Origin of the sequence: Endozoicomonas sp. ALB115 (assembly GCF_049310245.1) — a bacterium.
Taxonomy (GTDB): Bacteria; Pseudomonadota; Gammaproteobacteria; order Pseudomonadales; family Endozoicomonadaceae; genus Endozoicomonas.
Genome location: NZ_JBLYZG010000038.1, coordinates 29,090 through 49,679, shown reverse-complemented (window position 1 = coordinate 49,679; position 20,590 = coordinate 29,090). Strand labels below are relative to the sequence as shown.

17 protein-coding genes and 1 pseudogene are annotated in these 20,590 nt (G+C 49.1%); 12 read left to right on the top strand and 6 right to left on the bottom strand.

Translation table 11 applies throughout. From position 1 onward, the window contains the following. A partial coding sequence (locus ACO6VE_RS16200; protein ID WP_422462317.1) for a hypothetical protein occupies positions 1–836 on the bottom strand: 836 nt, incomplete at its 3' end. A gap of 166 nt (positions 837–1,002) precedes the next feature. Here ACO6VE_RS16200 and ACO6VE_RS16195 point away from each other — a divergent pair. Continuing rightward, a complete protein-coding gene (locus tag ACO6VE_RS16195; protein WP_422462315.1) occupies positions 1,003–1,188 on the top strand; it encodes a hypothetical protein in 186 nt (61 codons plus the stop codon). 345 nt (positions 1,189–1,533) lie between these two features. Here the strand turns inward: ACO6VE_RS16195 and ACO6VE_RS16190 are convergent. Further along, a pseudogene (locus tag ACO6VE_RS16190) lies at positions 1,534–1,746 on the bottom strand (transposase); the annotation flags it as partial. Between the two features lie 2 nt (positions 1,747–1,748). Here ACO6VE_RS16190 and ACO6VE_RS16185 point away from each other — a divergent pair. The 3 genes from ACO6VE_RS16185 (at position 1,749) to ACO6VE_RS16175 (ending at position 4,211) form a co-directional block, all read left to right on the top strand. After that, a complete protein-coding gene (locus tag ACO6VE_RS16185) occupies positions 1,749–2,693 on the top strand; it encodes an AarF/UbiB family protein (RefSeq protein ID WP_422462313.1) in 945 nt (314 codons plus the stop codon). Between the two features lie 51 nt (positions 2,694–2,744). Continuing rightward, complete coding sequence (locus ACO6VE_RS16180; RefSeq protein WP_422462311.1) at positions 2,745–3,437, top strand: hypothetical protein; 693 nt, start codon at positions 2,745–2,747, stop codon at positions 3,435–3,437. Between the two features lie 78 nt (positions 3,438–3,515). Further along, entirely contained in the window at positions 3,516–4,211 is a 696-nt protein-coding gene (locus ACO6VE_RS16175) for a hypothetical protein (protein ID WP_422449578.1), read from the top strand. Between the two features lie 75 nt (positions 4,212–4,286). Here ACO6VE_RS16175 and elbB read toward each other — a convergent pair whose 3' ends face one another. Both elbB and ACO6VE_RS16165 read right to left on the bottom strand, forming a co-directional pair. Continuing rightward, complete coding sequence (gene elbB, locus ACO6VE_RS16170; protein WP_422449579.1) at positions 4,287–4,955, bottom strand: isoprenoid biosynthesis glyoxalase ElbB; 669 nt, start codon at positions 4,953–4,955, stop codon at positions 4,287–4,289. Positions 4,956–5,360: 405 nt separating this feature from the next. Next, complete coding sequence (locus ACO6VE_RS16165) at positions 5,361–7,676, bottom strand: hypothetical protein (protein ID WP_422449580.1); 2,316 nt, start codon at positions 7,674–7,676, stop codon at positions 5,361–5,363. A gap of 483 nt (positions 7,677–8,159) precedes the next feature. Here ACO6VE_RS16165 and pcnB point away from each other — a divergent pair, with 483 nt between their 5' ends. The 8 genes from pcnB (at position 8,160) to ACO6VE_RS16125 (ending at position 18,239) form a co-directional block, all read left to right on the top strand. Beyond that, positions 8,160–9,614 carry a polynucleotide adenylyltransferase PcnB gene (pcnB, locus tag ACO6VE_RS16160; RefSeq protein ID WP_422449581.1) on the top strand — a complete coding sequence of 485 codons (1,455 nt, stop codon included), beginning with the start codon at positions 8,160–8,162 and terminating at the stop codon, positions 9,612–9,614. Beyond that, positions 9,614–10,114, top strand: coding sequence for a 2-amino-4-hydroxy-6-hydroxymethyldihydropteridine diphosphokinase (gene folK, locus ACO6VE_RS16155; protein ID WP_101747773.1), 501 nt, complete (start codon positions 9,614–9,616; stop codon positions 10,112–10,114). Before pcnB ends, folK begins: the two co-directional genes overlap by 1 nt. 125 nt (positions 10,115–10,239) lie before the next feature. Next, positions 10,240–11,034 (top strand): 3-methyl-2-oxobutanoate hydroxymethyltransferase, encoded by a 795-nt coding sequence (panB, locus tag ACO6VE_RS16150; protein WP_422449582.1) that lies wholly within the window; start codon positions 10,240–10,242, stop codon positions 11,032–11,034. A 16-nt stretch (positions 11,035–11,050) separates the two neighbouring features. Continuing rightward, the gene (panC, locus tag ACO6VE_RS16145; protein ID WP_422449583.1) at positions 11,051–11,902 is read left to right on the top strand and encodes a pantoate--beta-alanine ligase; all 852 of its coding nucleotides are present in this window, start codon (positions 11,051–11,053) and stop codon (positions 11,900–11,902) included. Positions 11,903–12,042: 140 nt separating this feature from the next. Continuing rightward, positions 12,043–13,695 (top strand): glucose-6-phosphate isomerase, encoded by a 1,653-nt coding sequence (gene pgi / locus ACO6VE_RS16140; protein WP_422462309.1) that lies wholly within the window; start codon positions 12,043–12,045, stop codon positions 13,693–13,695. Positions 13,696–13,941: 246 nt separating this feature from the next. Further along, complete coding sequence (gene add / locus ACO6VE_RS16135; protein ID WP_422462307.1) at positions 13,942–14,946, top strand: adenosine deaminase; 1,005 nt, start codon at positions 13,942–13,944, stop codon at positions 14,944–14,946. A 291-nt stretch (positions 14,947–15,237) separates the two neighbouring features. Further along, positions 15,238–15,606: a helix-turn-helix domain-containing protein gene (locus ACO6VE_RS16130; protein WP_422462305.1), complete on the top strand. Its 369-nt coding sequence runs from the start codon at positions 15,238–15,240 to the stop codon at positions 15,604–15,606. A gap of 308 nt (positions 15,607–15,914) precedes the next feature. Beyond that, positions 15,915–18,239, top strand: a complete 2,325-nt coding sequence (locus ACO6VE_RS16125; RefSeq protein ID WP_422462303.1) for a hypothetical protein — start codon at positions 15,915–15,917, stop codon at positions 18,237–18,239. Between the two features lie 56 nt (positions 18,240–18,295). Here the strand turns inward: ACO6VE_RS16125 and yciH are convergent, their stop codons facing one another. Both yciH and ACO6VE_RS16115 read right to left on the bottom strand, forming a co-directional pair. Then, positions 18,296–18,631 carry a stress response translation initiation inhibitor YciH gene (gene yciH / locus ACO6VE_RS16120; protein ID WP_422462301.1) on the bottom strand — a complete coding sequence of 112 codons (336 nt, stop codon included), beginning with the start codon at positions 18,629–18,631 and terminating at the stop codon, positions 18,296–18,298. Between the two features lie 107 nt (positions 18,632–18,738). Continuing rightward, positions 18,739–20,223: a hypothetical protein gene (locus ACO6VE_RS16115; RefSeq protein WP_422462299.1), complete on the bottom strand. Its 1,485-nt coding sequence runs from the start codon at positions 20,221–20,223 to the stop codon at positions 18,739–18,741. Positions 20,224–20,590 lie beyond the last annotated feature (367 nt).

The following is a 20,590-nucleotide window of genomic DNA, read 5'->3' as shown; positions in this document are numbered from 1 at the left end:
AAGCCTTTGCCATTACACATGGAGGAAAAGGCCCGCAGCAGTTCCAGGCTGAATTCGCCGTTCACCTTCCAGCACTCCCACGCCACGAACGCTTCCACCTTCGCTTTGTCGGGCAAGCCTTTGCCATTACACATGGAGGAAAAGGCCCGCAGCAGTTCCAGGCTGAATTCGCCGTTCACCTTCCAGCACTCCCACGCCACGAACGCTTCCACCTTCGCTTTGTCGGGCAAGCCTTTGCCATGACACATGGAGGCAATCTGTTTCAAGCATGGGTTAGCAGCAACCGCCTGAATGTTTTCCTCGCTTTCTTCTGAAAACTTTTTTATCTGAGTCTTCGATATGAGCATGCTGGTAAGACAGCTGGTATTGGTAATCTGCTGGGGATTGACAGCTAAAAAGAACGTGTTGGCTTTGGCAAAATAGCCTTTGAAGGTCTGAGAATCTTTAACAATGCTGAAGTTTTTTAACTTGGAAAAGAGGGAATGTGCGGGCGGCTTTCCCCTGTCTCGCGCTAACTGGATTTTCCTGTCTTTGAGGTTTTTCAGAAGAGTCCCGGCATTCGTTAATATTGCTTGAATTTCTTGATTATTTAAATGTGTTCGCAGTTCATTTTGCTGGCTTACAGAAAATTCTGAAATTGATGTTTCACTGTTAATTTCTGTAGTGAGCGGTACATCCTTCATTGGTTCAGGCATGACCTGCACCATCGCTGAGGTATGTTCATTGCCAGTTAATAGCCTGTTGTCGCTGACTGTTGGCAGGTTTCTTGATAGGGAACTGATCACTCCCTGAAGCTTGGAAGCTGCGTCAGCAGGCATGGCCGGTTCGGTCTCCATTGGCTCCGGATTAGCAGGTAGCGAAGTTGCAGAACACACAATCCTCCTGCTGTTGTCAGTAACACGCCTGCGCTTTATGGGTGGGATGGGCCCGGATTCAGCTTGCAGTTGATGCGGTGGAAATGTTCCAGTGCCCGTTGTTGTCTGTTCCACCTGGTAACCTGACATGGATCGCTTTCTTTCTTGTTTTCGGCTGTTTGCTGGCTGGTGCCTTCCGGCTTTAGTGGCTGTTAACGGGGATGCCGTGTCTGCGGTTACTGAGGAGGAAGGTGACTGCATGGTTTCTTCCGGGATTACCTGTTTCCAGTTGGAGAATCGTCTGGGGATGACAACAATAGAACTATTGACCTAGCCCGCATATTTCATAAACGCTGCTATAGCTCGAATGATTGATTTTTTTTGAACAAACATAGCCTGTCAGATCGTAGCAGCGTATTTCTCTGCGGTGATATTGTGTCCCGCCATGGCTTTTTGTCAAAAAACATACCGATTTGCCTGACACCAGGGGCACTGAACCCTCAACCTCTTTCAGTTGATTCAATAAAACGCCTGCCAACTTAAAAGTTGTGTCTCTTATTCCGGTTTGAGGACTGGCAGAGCAGCAAAAGCCTCTGTCACTCGTTGCAGCAACACTTTCATTGGGTTGCTGCTGGGCAGATGTAACTTAACACGGTCTTTATACTCCACCACCTTAACCCCTGCGGGACAAGCCCTTCCCGAGTCGTGTAAATGTGGGGGCTGATGCCATATGGGTCTCGGCATTCAGAGGAATGCGACCGACAGCCAGCTTGAACATGGGGTCCTTCCGCAAATGGTTGCTGTCATTGGCATCCTGATAACCGCAGGCCATTTGCAGCACTCTTTGCGTCAGAAGATCCTGCATGGAATGGTCAATACAGGATTGATGTCGTTTTGGCTAACAATCCTGAAATACCTGTTACCGTTCCGAGATCAATCCTGGATAAAGCCGGATGTAAAGCTTATTCAGTGGAACGCCATATTGAAACAGGAACGATACGCTCCTGCTTTGAAATTAAAAAAGATGAAGAATCGCTGGTGGCCAAAGTGGTTCCGGACTGGAAAGCCAATGATTTGGCAGCAGGGTTAAAATCCATAAGAATGCTGCTATTTTTCATGCCAAAAGAAATTAGAATGGCCATCCGGGAAATGACTAATCCATTGATCCGGCAGTGCAATCTTAAAGAAGAGAAAAAGAACCAGGCTGCATTCAAAGAAGCACTGGAACAAACGGAACAAACAGTAAGACTTGATACTCTCTTGCCACAGGCAACCAAATTAACCTTCAGGGTGCCAAAGATAACCGAAGCAGTTGACGCTGATAACCTGCTGATCATGGAACACCTTCAGGATGGGCATGCGTTGAATACATTGATCAACCCGGAAAACCAGCAGTTGCGGTCAGAAGTCTACCAAAGGTGTTTTGGTGTAAATCTGGTTGATGATGATCTTTTCAAGTCTGTACTGGATAAAGTTCATTTTCAGGTACAGGAAAAATGGTGTGAGCTTGCCTTAGGGCATGGCATTGTTCATGGAGACTGTCACCCTGACAATATCATGTTAAGTTTCAAACCCGATGGCCACATAGATGTCTGGTTTAACGACTTCGGCAATTGCATCACGCTCACAGAAGCGCAGCGGACTCAGTACCCTGACACTGCTCACCTGCTGAGTAACCTGGCTGATCCATTCACACCTGAAGCAATGGATCAAACCAGGTTAGACCGACTGGTAGACACTTTATCTTGGATTAACGGGATTGTTGGGTATCAGAAGGAGGCTGTTAGTCCCCATCTGGATTCTCAGACATTATCAATATGGAACATTTTTGCCGGTTAGTTGTCCAATCATAGTATATTCCTCTGAATGAAATATTAATGGTGATCTAGCATGAAAAGCTCAGCTCCGGTTGGTGAATTACCCCCTTTTCCGCCCTCTCCTTATTGCGTAGGGGACAGAAAGGATTCTGATAGCACGCAAGCTGTTAGTTTAGCTAAAATTATGATGCGATATTGCTCAAACTCCAAGGGCGAACTCAATAAAGACAAGTTATCCGGTCTTCTGGGCAAGACAGTCAAGTATATTGCTGAGAATGCCGGAGTGGAGCTGCCATCAATTGTCAGTGGTGGTGCGGAACAAAACTCAGCCAGCAATAACCTGACAAATCCTGACCGTTGGGAATGGAATAATTGGGAGAGTAGGTTATTCAGTACGGAAGGATATGGCTTGAATGTATTGTTGCATGTCCGTTATCGCAAACTCGTTTTTGACATACTTAGTACCTATATAGGGGCTGATGAAGATAAAATTCGTGCTCTTTTTCAGCACCCACTATTTGAAGAATCATTGCGGGCAGGGGATCTCAAAACAGATATAACATCTCTCGACTTCAGGGGCATTCTTCAGAAACACCAAGGTGCTTCAACTTCAAAAATATTAGGTGAACTGTTGACTATCTGCGCAGGTGGGCCTAAAACGTTTCTTCAGCTTAAGCCCACAGGGTTGATCAAATCAGCCATTGCATTGGGCTATCTGCCGGAAGAAGGCATTGAAAAGATTTTTAACTTGACAGCGGAGACATAAATATATGATTAGCGGTCCGCTGAGAATATTCACAGCCTGAGCATATTCGTCTGAATCAAATACCCGGGGACTTCTGATATGCATCCTTCAGCTGGAAAATCACCCTTTTTGCCATCCTCAGTTGATCGTGCAGAAAGTACACATAATCCTGATAGCCGTGCAGTTGTTGCAAAGGGTACAAATCCTGACAGCAGTGCAGCTGTTGTATTCGGACAAAGTATTATCCGGTATTGCAGTGACGGTAAGCTCAATCCCTATGGCGAGTTCAATCTTAATAAAGAACAATTATCCCTCCTTCTGGACAGGGTGATCAATTATATTAAGGATCAAACCGGAGTGTTGCCATCGGTTGTCAGTGGTACTGCGGCAAATAAACCAGCCAGCAATAACCCGACAGATCCTGACTGTTGGGACTTGAATCGGTGGGAGAGTGGCCTTGGCATTAAAGATATGCCTTGCAGACATCGCAGCGTTATATGTTTAATACTGGGTGCCAATATAGGCCGTGATGAAGGTAAAATTCTTGCTCTTTTCCAGCACCCAATATTTGAGGATTCATTACGGAATGCAAAGATCCCCATAAATACATTAGAATCTCTCCATGTCAGGAACTTTATTCAATTAAAGGACTGCCCCTCAATATTCGCTAAACTGCTCGATTTTTACGGGGAGCAAGGCGATATTAAGCCCGCAGGGATCATCAAATCAGCCATTGCATTGGGTTATCTGCCGAGAGAGCACATTGAACGGCTTGTTCAAGCTGCTCGCAGGTAAAAATATGAAAAGCGAACGCCAGAGAATATTCACATCTTGGTTAACTACTTATATTCCCGGGCTTGAAGCTGATCATCAACTGGTCATTGACAGCACTTTAGTGACCAGCTTGCCAATACCTGCGGCAGCCTCACTGATATTTTGTGCCAACATATAAGCTGGAGTGGTCACCAGTTTATGGGGCTCATCAATGACAATTTCATCAACTGCACAGGGCTGGTGAGTCACTCCGGTTTGCTCCATTGCCTCGGCAGTTGCTGCATCATTACCAATGGTTGCCCTAACGCCTTCGGCAAAAATACGACCAGCCATTGCCGGAGCAATGCAGATCAGGCCAATTGGCTTACCGGCTTCCGAGAACGCCTTAACGGCAACCATCATATCAACCTGCACTCGCAGCTCAGCGCCTTTAAACGCAAAATCCGACAGGTTTTTCGCTGCCCCAAAGCCACCCGGAACAATCAGGGCATCAAAGTCAGCGACTTTCAAAGCTGCCAGGGGTTCGATATTCCCCCGTGCTATTCTGGCGGCCTCCACCAGAACATTTCGCTGTTCCTGACTTTCTTCCCCGGTCAAATGGTTAATGACGTGGTGTTGATTAATATCAGGAGCAAAGCATTTATAGGCTGCTCCCTGCTGTTCAATGCTCAGTAGTGTTAATACTGATTCATGAATTTCAGCACCATCGTAGACACCACACCCGGAGAGAACGACGGCGACTTTCTTCTGATGATTTGAACTCATTAGCGTATTCTCCTATCAATACATTCATTTACAGATCGCACAGAAGATCTCCTGAGAAAAAGGACAACTTTCTATCAGAGCCTCATTGCAAGTCTCGACTGTTCTATTAAAGTAGTTCTTATCTCAGCTCAACAATAAATCATTTTGGAGTCAATAGATGGGGGTGTCCCAGGAGGCTGACCGAGAATAGACTGCCCTGTGCGGTAACTGCTCCTGCATTCACATGGTCGTGCAGAGAATTAAACAAAAAAATCCGTTTTGTGCGACAAATAGAACCTATATTCACCTCACAAAACGGAATATTTACCCTCAATTTTTTGTCCCCCCTTCCTCAGGAGACACCCGGATGGATGATTTTACCGGGCAACCTTCTGGAAGAGGGTCTTCAGGATGGGCACTATTTTTTCAGTTGCCCTCATCGACTTCCATTGGCTCTTCACCCGTCAGGTTGGCAGGGCTCAGTGCCTTTTCCATCAACATGATTGACCATGCCTGGCCAGTGGCTCCTCCACCATAAACGATTACCTTCTTCTCCTCCTCGGATTCATACGTGTTATACCATTCACTTAATCCATTGCGACGTTCACCTGCCTCGTGCAACTCCAACAACAGCTCTTTAACCTCTGGAGTACTCTCCATGTGATTGGTCAGAGCATCAATTATCCGGTATTCGATCTGCGGCCATACCAGAAAACCTTTGCTATCGATCAGCATGTCTTTTTCGTGGTTGTTAGCCATATTGATGGGAGAGAACACCTTCAGGCCAGCTTCCGTCAGTTGTGATCTGATCAGTTTTACCACCGCAGGGTGATCTTCCGGTTGAATCAGCCCGTTTTCAATAGCCAGTGCCAGCCCCTGCAGGTTGACTTCCTTACCCTCCAGAAAATCCTTGTTGGCATTAACCAGTGGGGAGATATATTCCATGGGTTTGTTCATGGACTCGCGGCCGGTGGGATTATCCGAATGGACAAAGTCCCTCGGGTCAAATTTGCCGTCCTTGTTATAGAGGAAGGTTTCTTTAATCAACTGTTTGAACTTCGCCAGTTCATCGCTGACGGCCTGCGGATTATCATCAAGCAAGGCGGAAATAAAGCCGGAAACGGGTGTTGTCCCGGGTGGGAAATGTTTACTCAGTTCGATCTTGAGCTGGGGGCCGATCTCTTCCAGATGATGGGCCAGTCCGGTGAAACCCTGATAGAGAAAACAGGCATTACTGCACAGCAGTTTCTGATACATCCAGGTGTCGAGCATATCACGGTTATCGCCACCCTGAGGCAAGCCATTGGCCGGGTCCAGTACTTTTTTATCAAGGTAAGCCATGGCATGGGCAAGGTTGGGAACCAGTTTCCGGACGTCGTCCTTTTGCTCCTGAGTGCCGGCAAGTTCCAGCAGTTTGGTCATGGAGCGAATAAAGTGAATTTCACTGTCGGTGGTGCCCGGCGTTAATGTGCCGAGGGTATCGGTCAGTAAGCCCCTTAAGGTATGGGTCGGATTGGGTACACCCGGGTCACCCGTATCTTTCGCCATTAGGTAGTTAGCATAAAGCTGGTTGAGTATGGTCTTCAGTTCTTCCGGTGCGATGGTTTTCAGGGACTCCGAATCCAGAGTGGGCAGGGTGATCCCGGGGAATTTTTCTTTCATATAGTCACGCAGATTGTAGTACCAGCCATTCCCGGTGTCTCCCCCCAGCACCCGCTGATAGACAAATTCGCTCAAATACGGGTCTGGAATCACTACCTGAGGAATCAGTCCACTGTCGAACTGCTTGCTGGCAATGGATGCCAGAGAGTCCGTCAGCTTTTTGTGGGCCTCAGGGCGGGTGACGTCTTGTTTGCTCAGGGTATCGATCATAATACCAAAATCACGCATCCATACTGTTTGCCCATAGCGATCCCCAAGGGATGCAGGCAACCCCCGGGTGATCAGGGATTGCTTCAGGGTCTGGACGAGTCGCAGTTTATCTTCACCGCTCTGCTTACTGATGAAATCGTTCACGGCGTTCTTGACTGCCTGAGACAGTCCCTGCTTACGGGTCAGGCGATCATCGGTATATGTCCGCCAGTAGTCCCTGACGCCTTGGTCTTTCAATTCCTCTATCACCCTCTGGCGCAGGCCTGCAACCTGTGGCTCCGGCACCGCGTCTTTTGCGTCACAACCATCTCTGTGACCAAATATCATCAAGTTGAAAGCTTCTTTCTGTTTTGCATTGAGGGTGTGATAATGGGATTTGAAATCGTAAACATCTGCATCCGGACCCAATTCTTTGCGGATCTCGTCCGTCATCATGCTAATGCGCTCTTGATTGACCCGAACAGGGACCTCTTCGGACTCTCCGTAGTAAGATTTGCCGTCGATTTCAATGCAAGCGCCGACAACGTCGACAAGTCCGTCAGGTTTGACCCGCAGGCCATTTTCAAAACTGATATAGACTCTGGGCAATACCGCCTCAATAGAAGCATCCTGAAACAGATTTCGCTCGGCCATCATTTCCTTGACCACATCAATTCTGCTGGTGGCACCAAATTTGATGTCGTCGCCTACCGGCTGGGTAGGCGTTAGCAGTTTTTCTATGGGAGGTTTGATGCGTACAGTTCTCTGATTCGAACCTAAGAATCTTGTCAGAACGTCATCACCGGTATCCACTTTCTCCCGGTTGTTCGTGGTGTGCACCAACAAGTATTGGGCTTTATCACCAAACAAGCCCGAAGCTTCGATACTCATAATTACTATCCTCTCGTTACGTTGTGAAAAGTTTTATGGACGTACCGACAACTCTGACAAGTAGAAAAGTGATTTGTTCCCAGTACCAGTGAAGAAATAGAAGTACGTAAATACCAGTTGTAATTAATTATTGGTACATCGTCTGGTAAAATTTCTGGCCGGAGATGTTCTGGTCAGCACTCCGGTGGCAACTGGTACTGAATTTTCAGTTCAGGATTTTTTCGGGTTGCCGACTGTGAAATTTCTGAATCACGGTAACTTTTTTATTGATAAAAACCGACAACAGTTGTCACTGGTGTCAAGACAAATGGAGTGAAAACAGCGGCGGTGCTATGATAAGCGCTGATCCTTACGGACCTACCCTTCAGGTCAAGTTGATCAGGCAGGTCAAAGCCACAAACAACCACGGTAAGCCACTTTATCCATGCAATTTTTTTCACAACTTAAACAAATCCTGCAAACCCTATGATGCCAGGTACCGGAATGTACAGTTTTATAACAGCAATGGCTGTCCTGGTGCTTGGAGGCACACTTATTTTCTGGCTCATGCGTAACAGAAATCGGTCAAAACGCCACCGGCCCACATTTGATGTAACGGGCGACCCGCAGAAAACCGTTATCCCCCGGGATAAACATCCGGTTTCCCGTCGCTACATCAATGACAATGCGCTCAAAGTTATTAACCGGTTAACCAGCCAGGGCTATGAAGCTTATCTGGTGGGGGGGTGTATCCGTGATCTCTATCTTGATCTTCACCCCAAGGACTTTGATGTCGCGACCAATGCCAGTCCTGAAGACGTCCGCAGGCTGTTTCGTAATTCCAGACTGATTGGCCGACGTTTCAAACTGGTTCATGTGCTCTTCGGTCGTGAAATGATTGAAGTAGCCACCTTCCGTGCCACCCATGAACAGCACCATGGTCAGGAAAAGTCCCGGCACTCGGAATCCGGAAGAATTCTCCGGGATAATGTTTATGGCACCATGGAAGACGATGCCATGCGCCGGGATTTTACCGTTAATGCCCTTTACTACGATGGGCGTGACTTCAGTGTGGTGGATTTCTGCAACGGGGTTGATGACATTCGCACCGGTACCCTGCGACTGATTGGCGACCCGGTTACCCGTTACCATGAAGACCCGGTTCGCATGCTCAGGGCCATTCGGTTTGCGGCTAAACTCAACTTCACGATGGCACCGGAAACCGAGCAACCCATTCGGGATCTTGGGCAGTTGTTGCACGATATTCCAGCTGCACGATTGTTTGATGAGGTTCTGAAGCTGCTGCAGTCCGGTCAGGGTGTACGTACGTTTGAATTACTGCAGGAATACCAGTTGTTTGATCCACTGTTTCCAGGAACAGCGCATTGCTTGCACGAACAGGACAGACTTGCCGGTCACCTGATTATTGAAGCATTGGACAGTACCGACAAGCGAGTCAGACAAAATCGTCCTGTGACACCAGCGTTCCTGTTCGCCGCACTTTTATGGGCACCTATGAGGCGAATGGCCAGAGAGCTTATGGACCAGGGTATTCCGCCTGTTCCGGCATTCCAGCAGGCTTCCATGACGGTGATCACGAACCAGTGTCATCACACCGCGATTCCCCGCCGGTTCTCCATGGTGGTTCGTGATATCTGGGATCTGCAGATTCGACTGGAACGCCGACAGCCCAAACTGATTGAAACCTTGCTGGAGCACCCCAAATTTCGTGCGGCCTATGACTTCCTGATACTCCGGGAGCAAGCCGGTGAAAACCTGTCGGCGTCCGGTCAATGGTGGACAGAAATACAGGAACTGGATGAACATGGCCGTCATGCCATGATCCGGTCGCTTACCAGCCATGGCGGGCAGAAAAAGCAGGGCAATAAACGCAGACGGCGCAGGCGCAAGCCTCGCAGTGGTGATGCCTCGTCAGCACATCAGTCCGGAGAGTCCTGATGGCAGAAACCGCTTATGTGGCACTGGGTAGTAACCTTGAGCAACCAGACCTTCAATTGCAGCGTGCCGTGGATGACATTGACAGTATGCCTCAAATAACGGTTGCTGCCTGTTCCAGGCTCTACCGAAGTGACCCGGTTGGCCCCCCCGGCCAGCCCGATTACTGCAATGCGGTGGTGGCTGTGAATACCACATTGGCACCGCTCAGGCTGCTGGATGCCCTGCAGTCGATAGAAAACGCCCATGGTCGTGTGCGCTCGGTACGCTGGGGACCGAGGACTCTGGATCTGGATATCATTCTGTTTGGCAACCGGTGCATTGAGTCAGAACGACTGACCGTTCCTCACTATCAGATGCAGGTTCGCAATTTTGTGCTGTGCCCTCTGCTGGATGTTGCACCGGATCTTGAACTTCCGGATGGTACTCTATTGCAGGCAATGGTGGATGAACTAGGGTACCAGGGGCTGAATGTTATTGCTGACCGTTATCCATGGTTTTAACAGTCTGACTTTGCAAACCCGCACTCTGGAAACAGGGCGGCCTGACCGTTGCGCCAAGCCCTTAACTGACAAGCATTCACACTTCTCGTATAATCCGCGACAGCAATTAATCAAGGTCTTTACCCATGGCTAAAGTCACCCTAAGTATCCTGTCCGAGATGAAAAAAACGGGTGAGAAATTCACCTGCCTGACGGCCTACGATTCCACCCAGGCTCACCTGGCCAGCAGTCAGGGCGTGGCAGTGATACTGGTTGGTGACTCCCTTGGCAATGTCTGTCAGGGACAAACCAGCACGGTTCCTGTTACTGTGGACGACATGTGTTATCACACCCGCTGTGTCAGTAGCAAAGCGGGCGACTCCCTGTTAATGGCCGATCTGCCGTTCGCTTCCTACACCAATGAGCAACAGGCGCTGGCCAACGCAACCCGCCTTATGCAGGCGGGTGCTGAAATGGTCAAGCTGGAAGGTGAGGCCTGGCTGGCACCCATTGTTACCCGCCTGCGTGAGCAGGGTATCCCTTCCTGCGTCCACCTTGGTCTGACACCACAGTCAGTGCATGTTCTGGGTGGCTACAAAGTTCAGGGTCGCGATGAAGCCCGCGCCAATGCCATGATTGCAGCCGCCATCGGGTTGGAAAAGGCCGGTGCCGCCATTCTGGTGCTGGAGTGCGTACCTTCGGTGCTGGCCCGGGAAATCACCCGTGCCGTTCAGATTCCGGTGATTGGTATTGGTGCCGGTGCTGACACGGACGGCCAGGTGCTGGTGATATACGACATGCTGAATATGACCGCCGGACGCAAACCCAAATTCGTGAAAAACTTTATGGCTGAAGGTGGTTCTGCCCAGGATGCTGTCGCTGCCTACGTTAAAGACGTCAAGAACGGCACATTCCCGGGTCCGGAACACGGATTCGACTAAACGGAAAGTATCCATCATGCAAACTGTACACTCTATTGCTGAAGTTCAGGGTATCGTTGGCACCCGTAAATCGGCCGGGCTGCGCATTGGCTTTGTACCGACCATGGGTAACCTGCACGGTGGGCACCTGACCCTGGTGGAAAAAGCCAAAGAAAGCTGCGACTTTGTGGTGGTGAGTATCTATGTAAACCCCTTGCAGTTTGGCCCCAACGAGGACTATGACTCCTATCCACGAACCATGGAGCAGGACCAGCAGCTGCTGATGGATCACGGTGTTGATTTGCTCTATGCCGCCAGCACCCATGAAATCTATCCGGAAGGCAGCGAAAACCATACCCATGTGAGTGTCGATGTGCTGGATGGTATGCACTGCGGGAATACCCGGCCCGGTTTCTTCCGGGGCATTGCCACGGTGGTCACCAAGCTGTTCAACATTGTGCGCCCGGATATCGCGGTATTTGGCGAGAAAGATTTCCAGCAGCTGACCATCATTCGCAAAATGGTGCAAGATATGGTGATGCCGGTTGAGATTCTCGGTGCCTCAATCGCCCGTGAGCCAACCGGCCTGGCCATGAGTTCACGCAATGGCTATCTGACCCCACAAGAGCGCGGAGAGATAGCACCCGCTCTTTATCGCTGCCTGACGCAAGCCAGAGACGCGATTCAGGCGGGCGAAACCGACTTTGACCTGCTGCGCAGAAATGCGTTTGCCCACATGGCCCAGGCCGGGTTCAAGCCGGATTACTTTAATATCTGCAATCCACAAACCCTGCTGCCCGCAACGCATAATGAGCAGTCACTGGTCATTCTTGCTGCTGGCTATTTAGGCAAAGCCCGATTGATTGATAATATTCACTTTACCCGGTAATGCTGTCGCCCACTGGATTCAGACGTCTGAATCCAGTGCTAATGGTTTTCCCGCTATCAATAAGTAAGGTATATTCCCCACCTCACTTATCCAATCTATCTGCCACCCTTATTTCCATCCTTATCTAATGAGGCAAGACAGTGATTAACTCAACTGCTCTGGATCATCTGCCCGCATCCAAAGACCTGACGGCTCTGCAACAACATCTGGCCAATACCCATCTGCGCAGCCTGTTTGCTGAAGATCCAAACCGGTTTGACCGCTACAGCCTTGAAGCTGCTGGCCTGTTTCTTGATTACTCAAAGCACCTGATTAACGACGATGTAATGACATCCCTGGTAACGCTGGCGGAGCAGGCCAATCTGGCACAAGCCCGTGACGCCATGTTTGCCGGTGACAAGATCAACTACACGGAAAAGCGTGCGGTACTCCATACGGCACTGAGAAGCTTTGGTGATGCTCCGGTGATGGTGGGTGGTGAAGACATCATGCCCGGGATCTGCGAAACCCGTGCCCGTATGAAGGCCATGACTGAACAGGTTCACTCCGGACAGTGGCTTGGCCATACCGGCAAGCCCATCAAACATATCGTGAATATTGGTATCGGTGGTTCTTACCTGGGGCTCAAAACTGCTATTAATGCTATGACCCCTTACCACGTTAAGGGTTTTGAACATCACTTTGTGGCGAATATTGACCCTAACGAGTTGTCTGAAGTTCTGGGTAAAATTGATCCGGAAACCACGCTGTTTATCGTTGCCTCCAAGTCCTTTGGTACCCTGGAAACCCTGCAAAATGCCCAGGCAGCCAGAGCCTGGATGATTGCCCAGGGCTGTGCCGAGCAGGATATCCGTAAACACTTTATGGCCATCTCCACCAACCTCAAGGCCATTGACCAGTTTGGTATCGCCCAGGAAAACACCCTGCCGCTGTGGGACTGGGTTGGCGGTCGCTACTCCCTCTGGTCCAGCATTGGCCTGTTGATTTCCATGGTGGTCGGCTACGACAACTTCGAGCGTCTGCTAAAAGGCGCTGAAGCCATGGACCAGCACTTCTGCACAGCTCCTCTGGCAGAAAACATGCCGGTGATTGCCGGTCTGCTGGGCGTCTGGTATCAGAACTTTATGGGTGCTGACTCCCATGCTGTTATCTCCTATGACTACTTCCTGCGTGATCTGCCGGGCCACCTGCAGCAGGTGGATATGGAAAGTAACGGCAAGCGTACCCGTGAAGACGGCAGCACAGTTGCCTACCACACCGGATCAGTCATCTGGGGCGGAACCGGTACTAATGACCAACACGCCTACCACCAGCTGCTGCACCAGGGCACACGGTTAATTCCCGTGGACTTTATCGCTCCGGCCACCACTCATAACCCGATTGGCGAACAACATCCCTGGCTGTTTACCAATGCGCTGGCCCAGAGTCAGGCCATGATGCAGGGCAAAACACTGGAAGAAGTGCGGGATGAACTCACCGCTTCTGGTATGGATGCTGACCAGGTGGAACGTCTGGCTGCTCACAAGGTGATTCCGGGCAATCGTCCGAACAGTATGATTGTTCCTGAAAAGATCACACCGGAAACCACCGGTGCATTGATTGCCATGTATGAGCATAAAGTCTTTGTCCAGGGCACTATCTGGCAAATTAACCCCTTCGACCAATGGGGCGTTGAGCTGGGTAAAGTACTGGGTGATCGTCTGATTGAGAAAATTCGCGCCAAAGAGGAAACCACCGATCAGGACGGCTCAACCAATGGCCTGATCAGACGTTTCAAGCAGTTTAATCACTAACATCTGGTCGACTGTCCGGAATATTATGATTCCGGACATTGGTCTTATGGACTCGTTCCCGCGATCAGCTGTTGCCAAAAGCCCATAAAAGGGTCTTACCGCGTGGGTTCCTGAAGGAGCCGACATTCGAAACCGCCATGCACCCTGCTTTCTCCAATCCAAGGCCCTCGGGAACGCCTCCTTATCTGAAAAATCAGGTATCATAGAATCCCTTCACCTTTTGATCATAGAAATAAGTACAACGCCATGATTACACCAGCAATCCCCCTGACCGATATCCACCGTCATCTGGATGGTAATATCCGACCGGCAACCATTCTGGATCTGGGCAGGAAGAATAATCTCCAGCTCCCGGCAGACAACCTGAAAGACCTGATTCCCCATGTCCGGGTCATCAGCCAGGAACCGGACCTGGTCAGTTTTTTAAGCAAGCTGGACTGGGGCGTTAAGGTCCTTGCGGACTACGATGATTGCCGCCGGATAGCGTATGAAAATGTCGAAGATGCCATGAACGCCCGCATTGATTATACCGAGCTGCGCTTCAGTCCGGGGTACATGGCGATGACCCACGGCCTTGACCCCGAAGGTGTTGTTGAAGCGGTGATTGACGGCGTGACTGCCGGTAGCCGTGACTTCGGTGTGGCAACCAACCTGATCGGTATTTTGAGCCGTACCTTTGGCCAGGAAGCCTGCCAGAAAGAGCTGGACGCCTGCCTTGCATGCAAAGACAAGCTGGTTGCGATTGATCTTGCCGGTGATGAGCTGGGTAAACCCGGAGCGCTGTTTGTTGACCATTTCCGCCAGGTTCGCGATGCTGGCCTGCACATCACCATTCACGCCGGAGAAGCCGCTGGCCCGGAAAGCATGTGGCAGGCCATCAGGGAACTGGGTGCTACCCGCATAGGCCATGGGGTAAAAGCCATCTATGACCCTGAGCTGATGGATTATCTGGCAGAACATAAGATCGGTATTGAGTCCTGTCTGACCTCCAATATCCAGACCAATACCTTCCCCGATATTCAGAGCCATCCACTCAAGCAGTTTCTCGACCATGGCATTTTGGCCACCATCAACACGGACGATCCGGCGGTAGAGGGCATTGAACTGCCTCATGAATATGAGGTGGCGGCACCTGCGGCCGGGCTGACACAGGATGATATCCGCCAGGCACAGGAAAACGGTTTGAGTATTGCTTTTTTGTCTGATGAGGAAAAAGTTGCTTTGCAAGCCAAAGCAAAGAACCGTACCTGAAAGCTGTGTTATGTTCACCCACGTAGGCCGCATTGTGCAACTTGTTCTTTGATACTGTTCTTTATCTTGTTTGTATCGAGATTTCGATATTGAAATGAGTCTGTTTTGATAGGGTATATCGAAACATTCTTGCATTATCCCGATGGCTGTCTATGTTTCTGACACGCAAGAAAAAACCCGACTCAAACGGAGCAGCAACTCCTCGTCGGGTTTTCCTGTATAGCAATGAGCTACTGCTCAGGAGGCAGTATAGCAATGATTTCGTTTGCGTACACAATCGGGGTAATGAAAATGGTTCGTGTGCAAATAAATACCAAAGGACTCGGCAACCTCAATTCGACACAGAAATTTTTGCTGGTTGTACTGGCGACTTTTGCAAATTCAGACGGTGAATGTTGGCCAAGTCAGGGGGTGCTGTCAGAAATAGTTGGAGCCAGTCAGCCTACAGTCAGTGCGGGTTTAAAGAAATTGGAACAGGAACGGCTGATCGAAAGCTGTCACCGTAAAACCAAAAACGGGGGTAACGCCAGTAAAATTTACCGGATGCTGTTTGAGCCGTTTGTGTTCAAGCGTATCAGGGAAGAACAATACAATTGCTTCGGCCAGCGGATCGACGATCCTCGCATGACCGACACTTCATGGGCGGATGGTTTCGAGTAAACCCGCCGTCAAGGCAAACTCCCCGTTTAAACCCCACGACTCCGTGCAGAAACAGGTTGCGCTGCATCCAGCAGGCTCCTGCTACCTCTTTAAGCAGGCATCCAGTCTGACACAGGATGTCCCTTTCCGACGAGCCGTTATCCAGCATCCAGCTACGCTGCCGAGTAATTATCAGTAATTAGCCATGAGTGGCTCCGGGTAAGCAGCGTACCACTGCAAACAGAATAAAGATGATAACAAAGGCCAGAAAACGGCATTTTCTGGCACACAGAGGTTAAACGCCTGAAGGCAAGGAAAGGACAACGGTCATGGATTCTGAGCAAATACAAAAAGATTCAAGTAGTGAAGCGCTTGTCACTATTAATGGCCCATTCCATGCTGAGGGTAAGGCTCCGTCTGAGCAGATTACCGATCACCGCAAACTTAAAGGGCAGGTTGTGGCAGAGCCTGCTGATAACGGGGGGCTGCAAGAGTATCCCGCTGAGCCGTGGGAACAGGATTCCAGAACCATAGAGCAGAAGCTTTTGTCTGACATCAGTGCACTGTCTGCGGCTGCAATCAGTGATAAGAGTGAACTCAGGAAAAAACTGTCAGAACTCTACAAAAAGGCTCATGAGCTGATGACCTGCTACAACCAGAGAATCCAGAGCCTGTTGATGGATGATCGTTTTTTATATCGGCACTCTTCTGAAATCTCAGCGTTCATGATTCGGGGATTAATGCCGCCACTGGAAAAGATAAAAAATCTGGAAAAAGCGCTCGCATCAACGCGGAAAAAATCAGAAGAAGAACCCATTGAGCAACTGCTGCCGTCGGCGGTGGATGAATTGGCAAAAGTTGAGAGTGTTTTTAAAGAGGCCAAAAGTCGGCTAACCAGATATACCAAACCCTTAAAGCCGGCACAGATACTTCAGAAACAGTTAAGTCAACGCCTGGAACGGGAAGCGTCGGAGCTAAAGCAGCAAGTGCAGAACCCCGGTGTTACAGCCTCTTTGCATAATATGGCCAGCACCTCTGCTAAACCGATATCCACCATTAAGGTTGAACCTGCCCATGCTGCACCCTTGCCACATTCTCAAAGCCAGAAGCCGACATATTCAGCGGAAGATCTGGTATCACAGCCGCTAAAAGCACTGGCAATAACACTCGATACTGACGGCCTTGAAACCAGCAAAAGAGCCAGCCAGTCTGTTATCCGTTACGTGGCGTCGGAATATCAGCACTATGCTCCTCTCAGCCCCTTCCTGTCAGCGGCCGGACAGAAGAGTGAACGGTTGTCAATGAACCCTGATAAGGCCTGTAAAGCGTGCCAGGATGCCCTTGCGCTGCTGGACAGTGTTTCATCCACTAACGAGCCGGAGCTTTCCCTGGAGGCGTTGACTCAAATCGACAAGGCCATTGGCAAACTGGCTTCTTTCGATAAAAAGTTGCCTGGTGAAGTCTGGCAGCTATTAACAGAGCTGACACCTGACCGGGGCAACAGCCGATACCATTTGTTAAACCTGCTGTGCCGTAAGCTGCTTTTGGATGGCCCTGCACCGTTAACGCAAAAAACGGTACTGAATAAATTTAAAGACGTTGAACAGCTGCTTTGCCAGTCTGGAGAAAATGCTGAAGATCAGGCGTTTGATCAGCAGTTTATCAATGTCTATGGTCCGATATTTACCTCGCCAACCCACCTGAAAAAAACACTCAATGTGGTGAATAAACCCCATGAAACTCAGGCACTGTTGCAGATGTTTGCCCGCCAGAAAGCCGATGAACAGGCTCGCCTGGCAGAGATGATTGAGGCATTCAAAGTGATTGGCGATGAACAGAAGCTGGCGTGCCTGATGTCGGGAGCGGCCGCTTTTGATTGTCTGATAACCACAATACCGAAACAGCTGACGTCGGAAATCAATGGTTATCGCCCGACTGAAACCAGCCAGACGCATAAGCAGTTAAACGACGCCGTACTCACAAAGTATTCGGATTATTACAAGACCACAGGGTTAATCCAGAAGCAGGCAGAAAACATCAACAGCGAATGCGAAAACAGCCAGTCTGAACACTCGAAGATTCTCTCCCAGCTCAGCAGAAAACTGACGGAAACACTTGCCTGCTCAGATACCCGGCAGGAAGCGTTACTGAACAACATAGATACCGAACTACAGAAAATCACCGATCAGTCGCCGGTAAACGCACAGGCAAAGCAAGCTATTGCCGGGTGCCGGACACACATTCAGGAAGCACTCACGGAGAAGTCGCTTACCAACGACCAGGCCAGTAAGATCATCGCACTGTTTCTTGAAGTCTGGACCTGTATAGAGCAGCCTGATGCAGCTCAGACCGGGATCAGTAACGTTGATATTCCGCAAGCGCTTGTGCAGGCGATGGCATCGCTGGAAAGCGGTACCTCGGCAAAATGGTACAACCAGCTGTTCACCGGTCAACTGCAGGAACAAAGAACGAAAACGCTGGGAATTGTGCGTAACATTCTTGATGCCTGTCAGCAAACACGTGCAGCAACCATGTCAGTGGCCAGTTTTATTGAGATATCCGCTCTGGAGATGACCAGAGATAATGACGATCCACTGATCAAGCAACTGGGCACAGAGCTGCAGGCTTATGCTGACCGGCTGAAAACCGTTTGATTCCGTTCAGTCTTAACCATCACCGGCTGGCTTGTTCTGTAGCCAGCCGGTGTCTGCTAGCCACCGGATCTCTTGGCATCAAAACCCGCTTTTTTCAAATGTTCAACCATGATATCAACATGGTCTCCCTGAAGTTCAATATTACCCTCTTTAACCGCACCCCCGCCGCCACAGCGCTTCTTTAACTGCTTGGCAAACGCTTTCAGTTCATTACCTGACAGTGGCAGCCCGCTGATGACGGTGACCAGTTTACCGCCTCGCCCTTTTTTCTCCGGGCGGACCCGCACGTTGCCATCGCCCACCACTTCCGGTTGGGCGACTTCTTCCTTGATTCGACCAACATCGGTGGAATAGACCAGTTTACTGTCCGAGCTACGTTGATAGTTGCTCATTGTTAACCTCTGGGTTCAGAAAATGATCTTTTTAACAAAAAAACAGTATCAGGTCTTGAAGAAAAAGCTGCCCCACAGTTCTTATCATTGTGCAGAGTAACCGATAATCAGGATGGTAAATGACAGTGAAGTACGTGGTCAGTGTCAGTCAACCAGCCGGTTACGCAGCAGTTTGGTATTCGAAAAGTATTCCTTGTTTGCCATAAATAAGACGTTTCATCATTAGCCAAGGATGCAGAGGTTAGCCGACAGGGTACAAACTCACCTAACAGGGGGCTTTGCAAAGTTTGAGCAGGGTTGTCTGAAACAGAAGGATCCTGGCTATTGCAAGTTTCCAGGTAGGTGGTTAACAGCTCTTCGACTTTATCATGAACCGGGTGTATGGCTGCCAGAAGTTCAGAACGGGAAATCATTATATCAGCAATTAACTTATTGTCGTCTGACCTGTTCCAGAAATAGTGCTGAAAATCGGCAAAAAAATCATCAAAGTCTGCTGTCTTGACGGAACTGTCAAAAAAATTATCCAGAAAAAATTGCCCGGAATAACTTTTACTCAATTTGACCAGCTCTTGCTCAACCCTATCAAGCTCAGGCATATCTTCGGCTCCAGCCATACGCTTTCGGTCTTTCAGTCGTTTCATTATTGTTGAAAAAGCGTTTGCCTTCTCGTAATTAGTGATTACATCAATAAATTCACTTATTTCTTTTTTAATGACATCCGCTTTTAATGCCTCAGTAATTACCTTTATTTTTTTTCTGATCTCATCTTTGTCATCTTTATTTTCTACCTGCAATTGAAACTGGTTTAAAAGCGTTATGAATCGGTCTGTTTCCAGCTGAAGCTTCACCAATAAGGCATTGAAGTGTTCAAGATATATCACCTGTTGAACCTGTTGGGCGAAGTCCAAAATACCAATATCATTTTTCTCAACCCTGTGTCTGATCCCTTTCTTCAGTGTGTCGATTATGATCAAAAACACTTCGCGTTGTGCGGCCTGGCTGTCCATTACAGGGAATTCATGATTTTTGTTAGTCACCAGCACTGCTTGTGTGCAACCGGGGTCTAGATGCGGGACAAAACCACCCCCTATGACCATTTGGAATGTTGCTCCGGTGACATCATCACCAGACTCAGTGGTCAACACTGGATATTGGTATTTTTTTCTCTCTATGCAGGGCGGACAATTATACAACTCTTGATGCCTGACCTTTGGTGTAGACCAGCAGTCATGCCATCGTTTAATTGACATATAGTGGTGCTCATAGTCACTCGCGAGATATCCAGACAAACCATAGTGACAGTTTACGACTCCTTCGACTCCTTCGACTCCTTCGACTCCTTCTTTGTGCAACCCGATGCCCGCTTCAGCCATGTTTGCCGGAGACAAATGCCCTTTAAATGTACTGTCCCTTAACTCACCGTCGTCTGTGTAGTAGCTTTTTTCAAGCATGGATTTTACGGCATGAAAATCTTCACGTTGAACTGGAGTCAAGGCGTATATCCTTCTCTCTTGTAATTTTTGGACGATCACATGAAAGTCAGGGCCTCGCCACTCATCGGCAACCACTATATAGCGGCTGGAAAAATCCATTTCTACCAGGCAACTGCTTGACCTGCACGAGTCAACCAGGATGGGATGCTGGCAGGATACAGCCTGTACAACCCGTTGAGTTTTGGCAAAGTAGGCTCTACGGCCATAGCCCGTAGAATATATGTCCAGCTTGATGACATTACCAAACCCTTCGTAAGGTTTGTCTACCTGATACCGATTCCCCCGGGGATGATATTTGCCGTTAATTGTAAGATTCATCTACTTTCCATGACCCCGTCTTGGCAGCTACTTGAAAAAACCTGTTTTCACTGGTTTGAGATGATATGCAAACAGTGAAGAATCTGACCATTTAAGCCCGTGACAAGTTCCTGATTTTTTTGCACGCAATAGTCGTTAACCTAATACT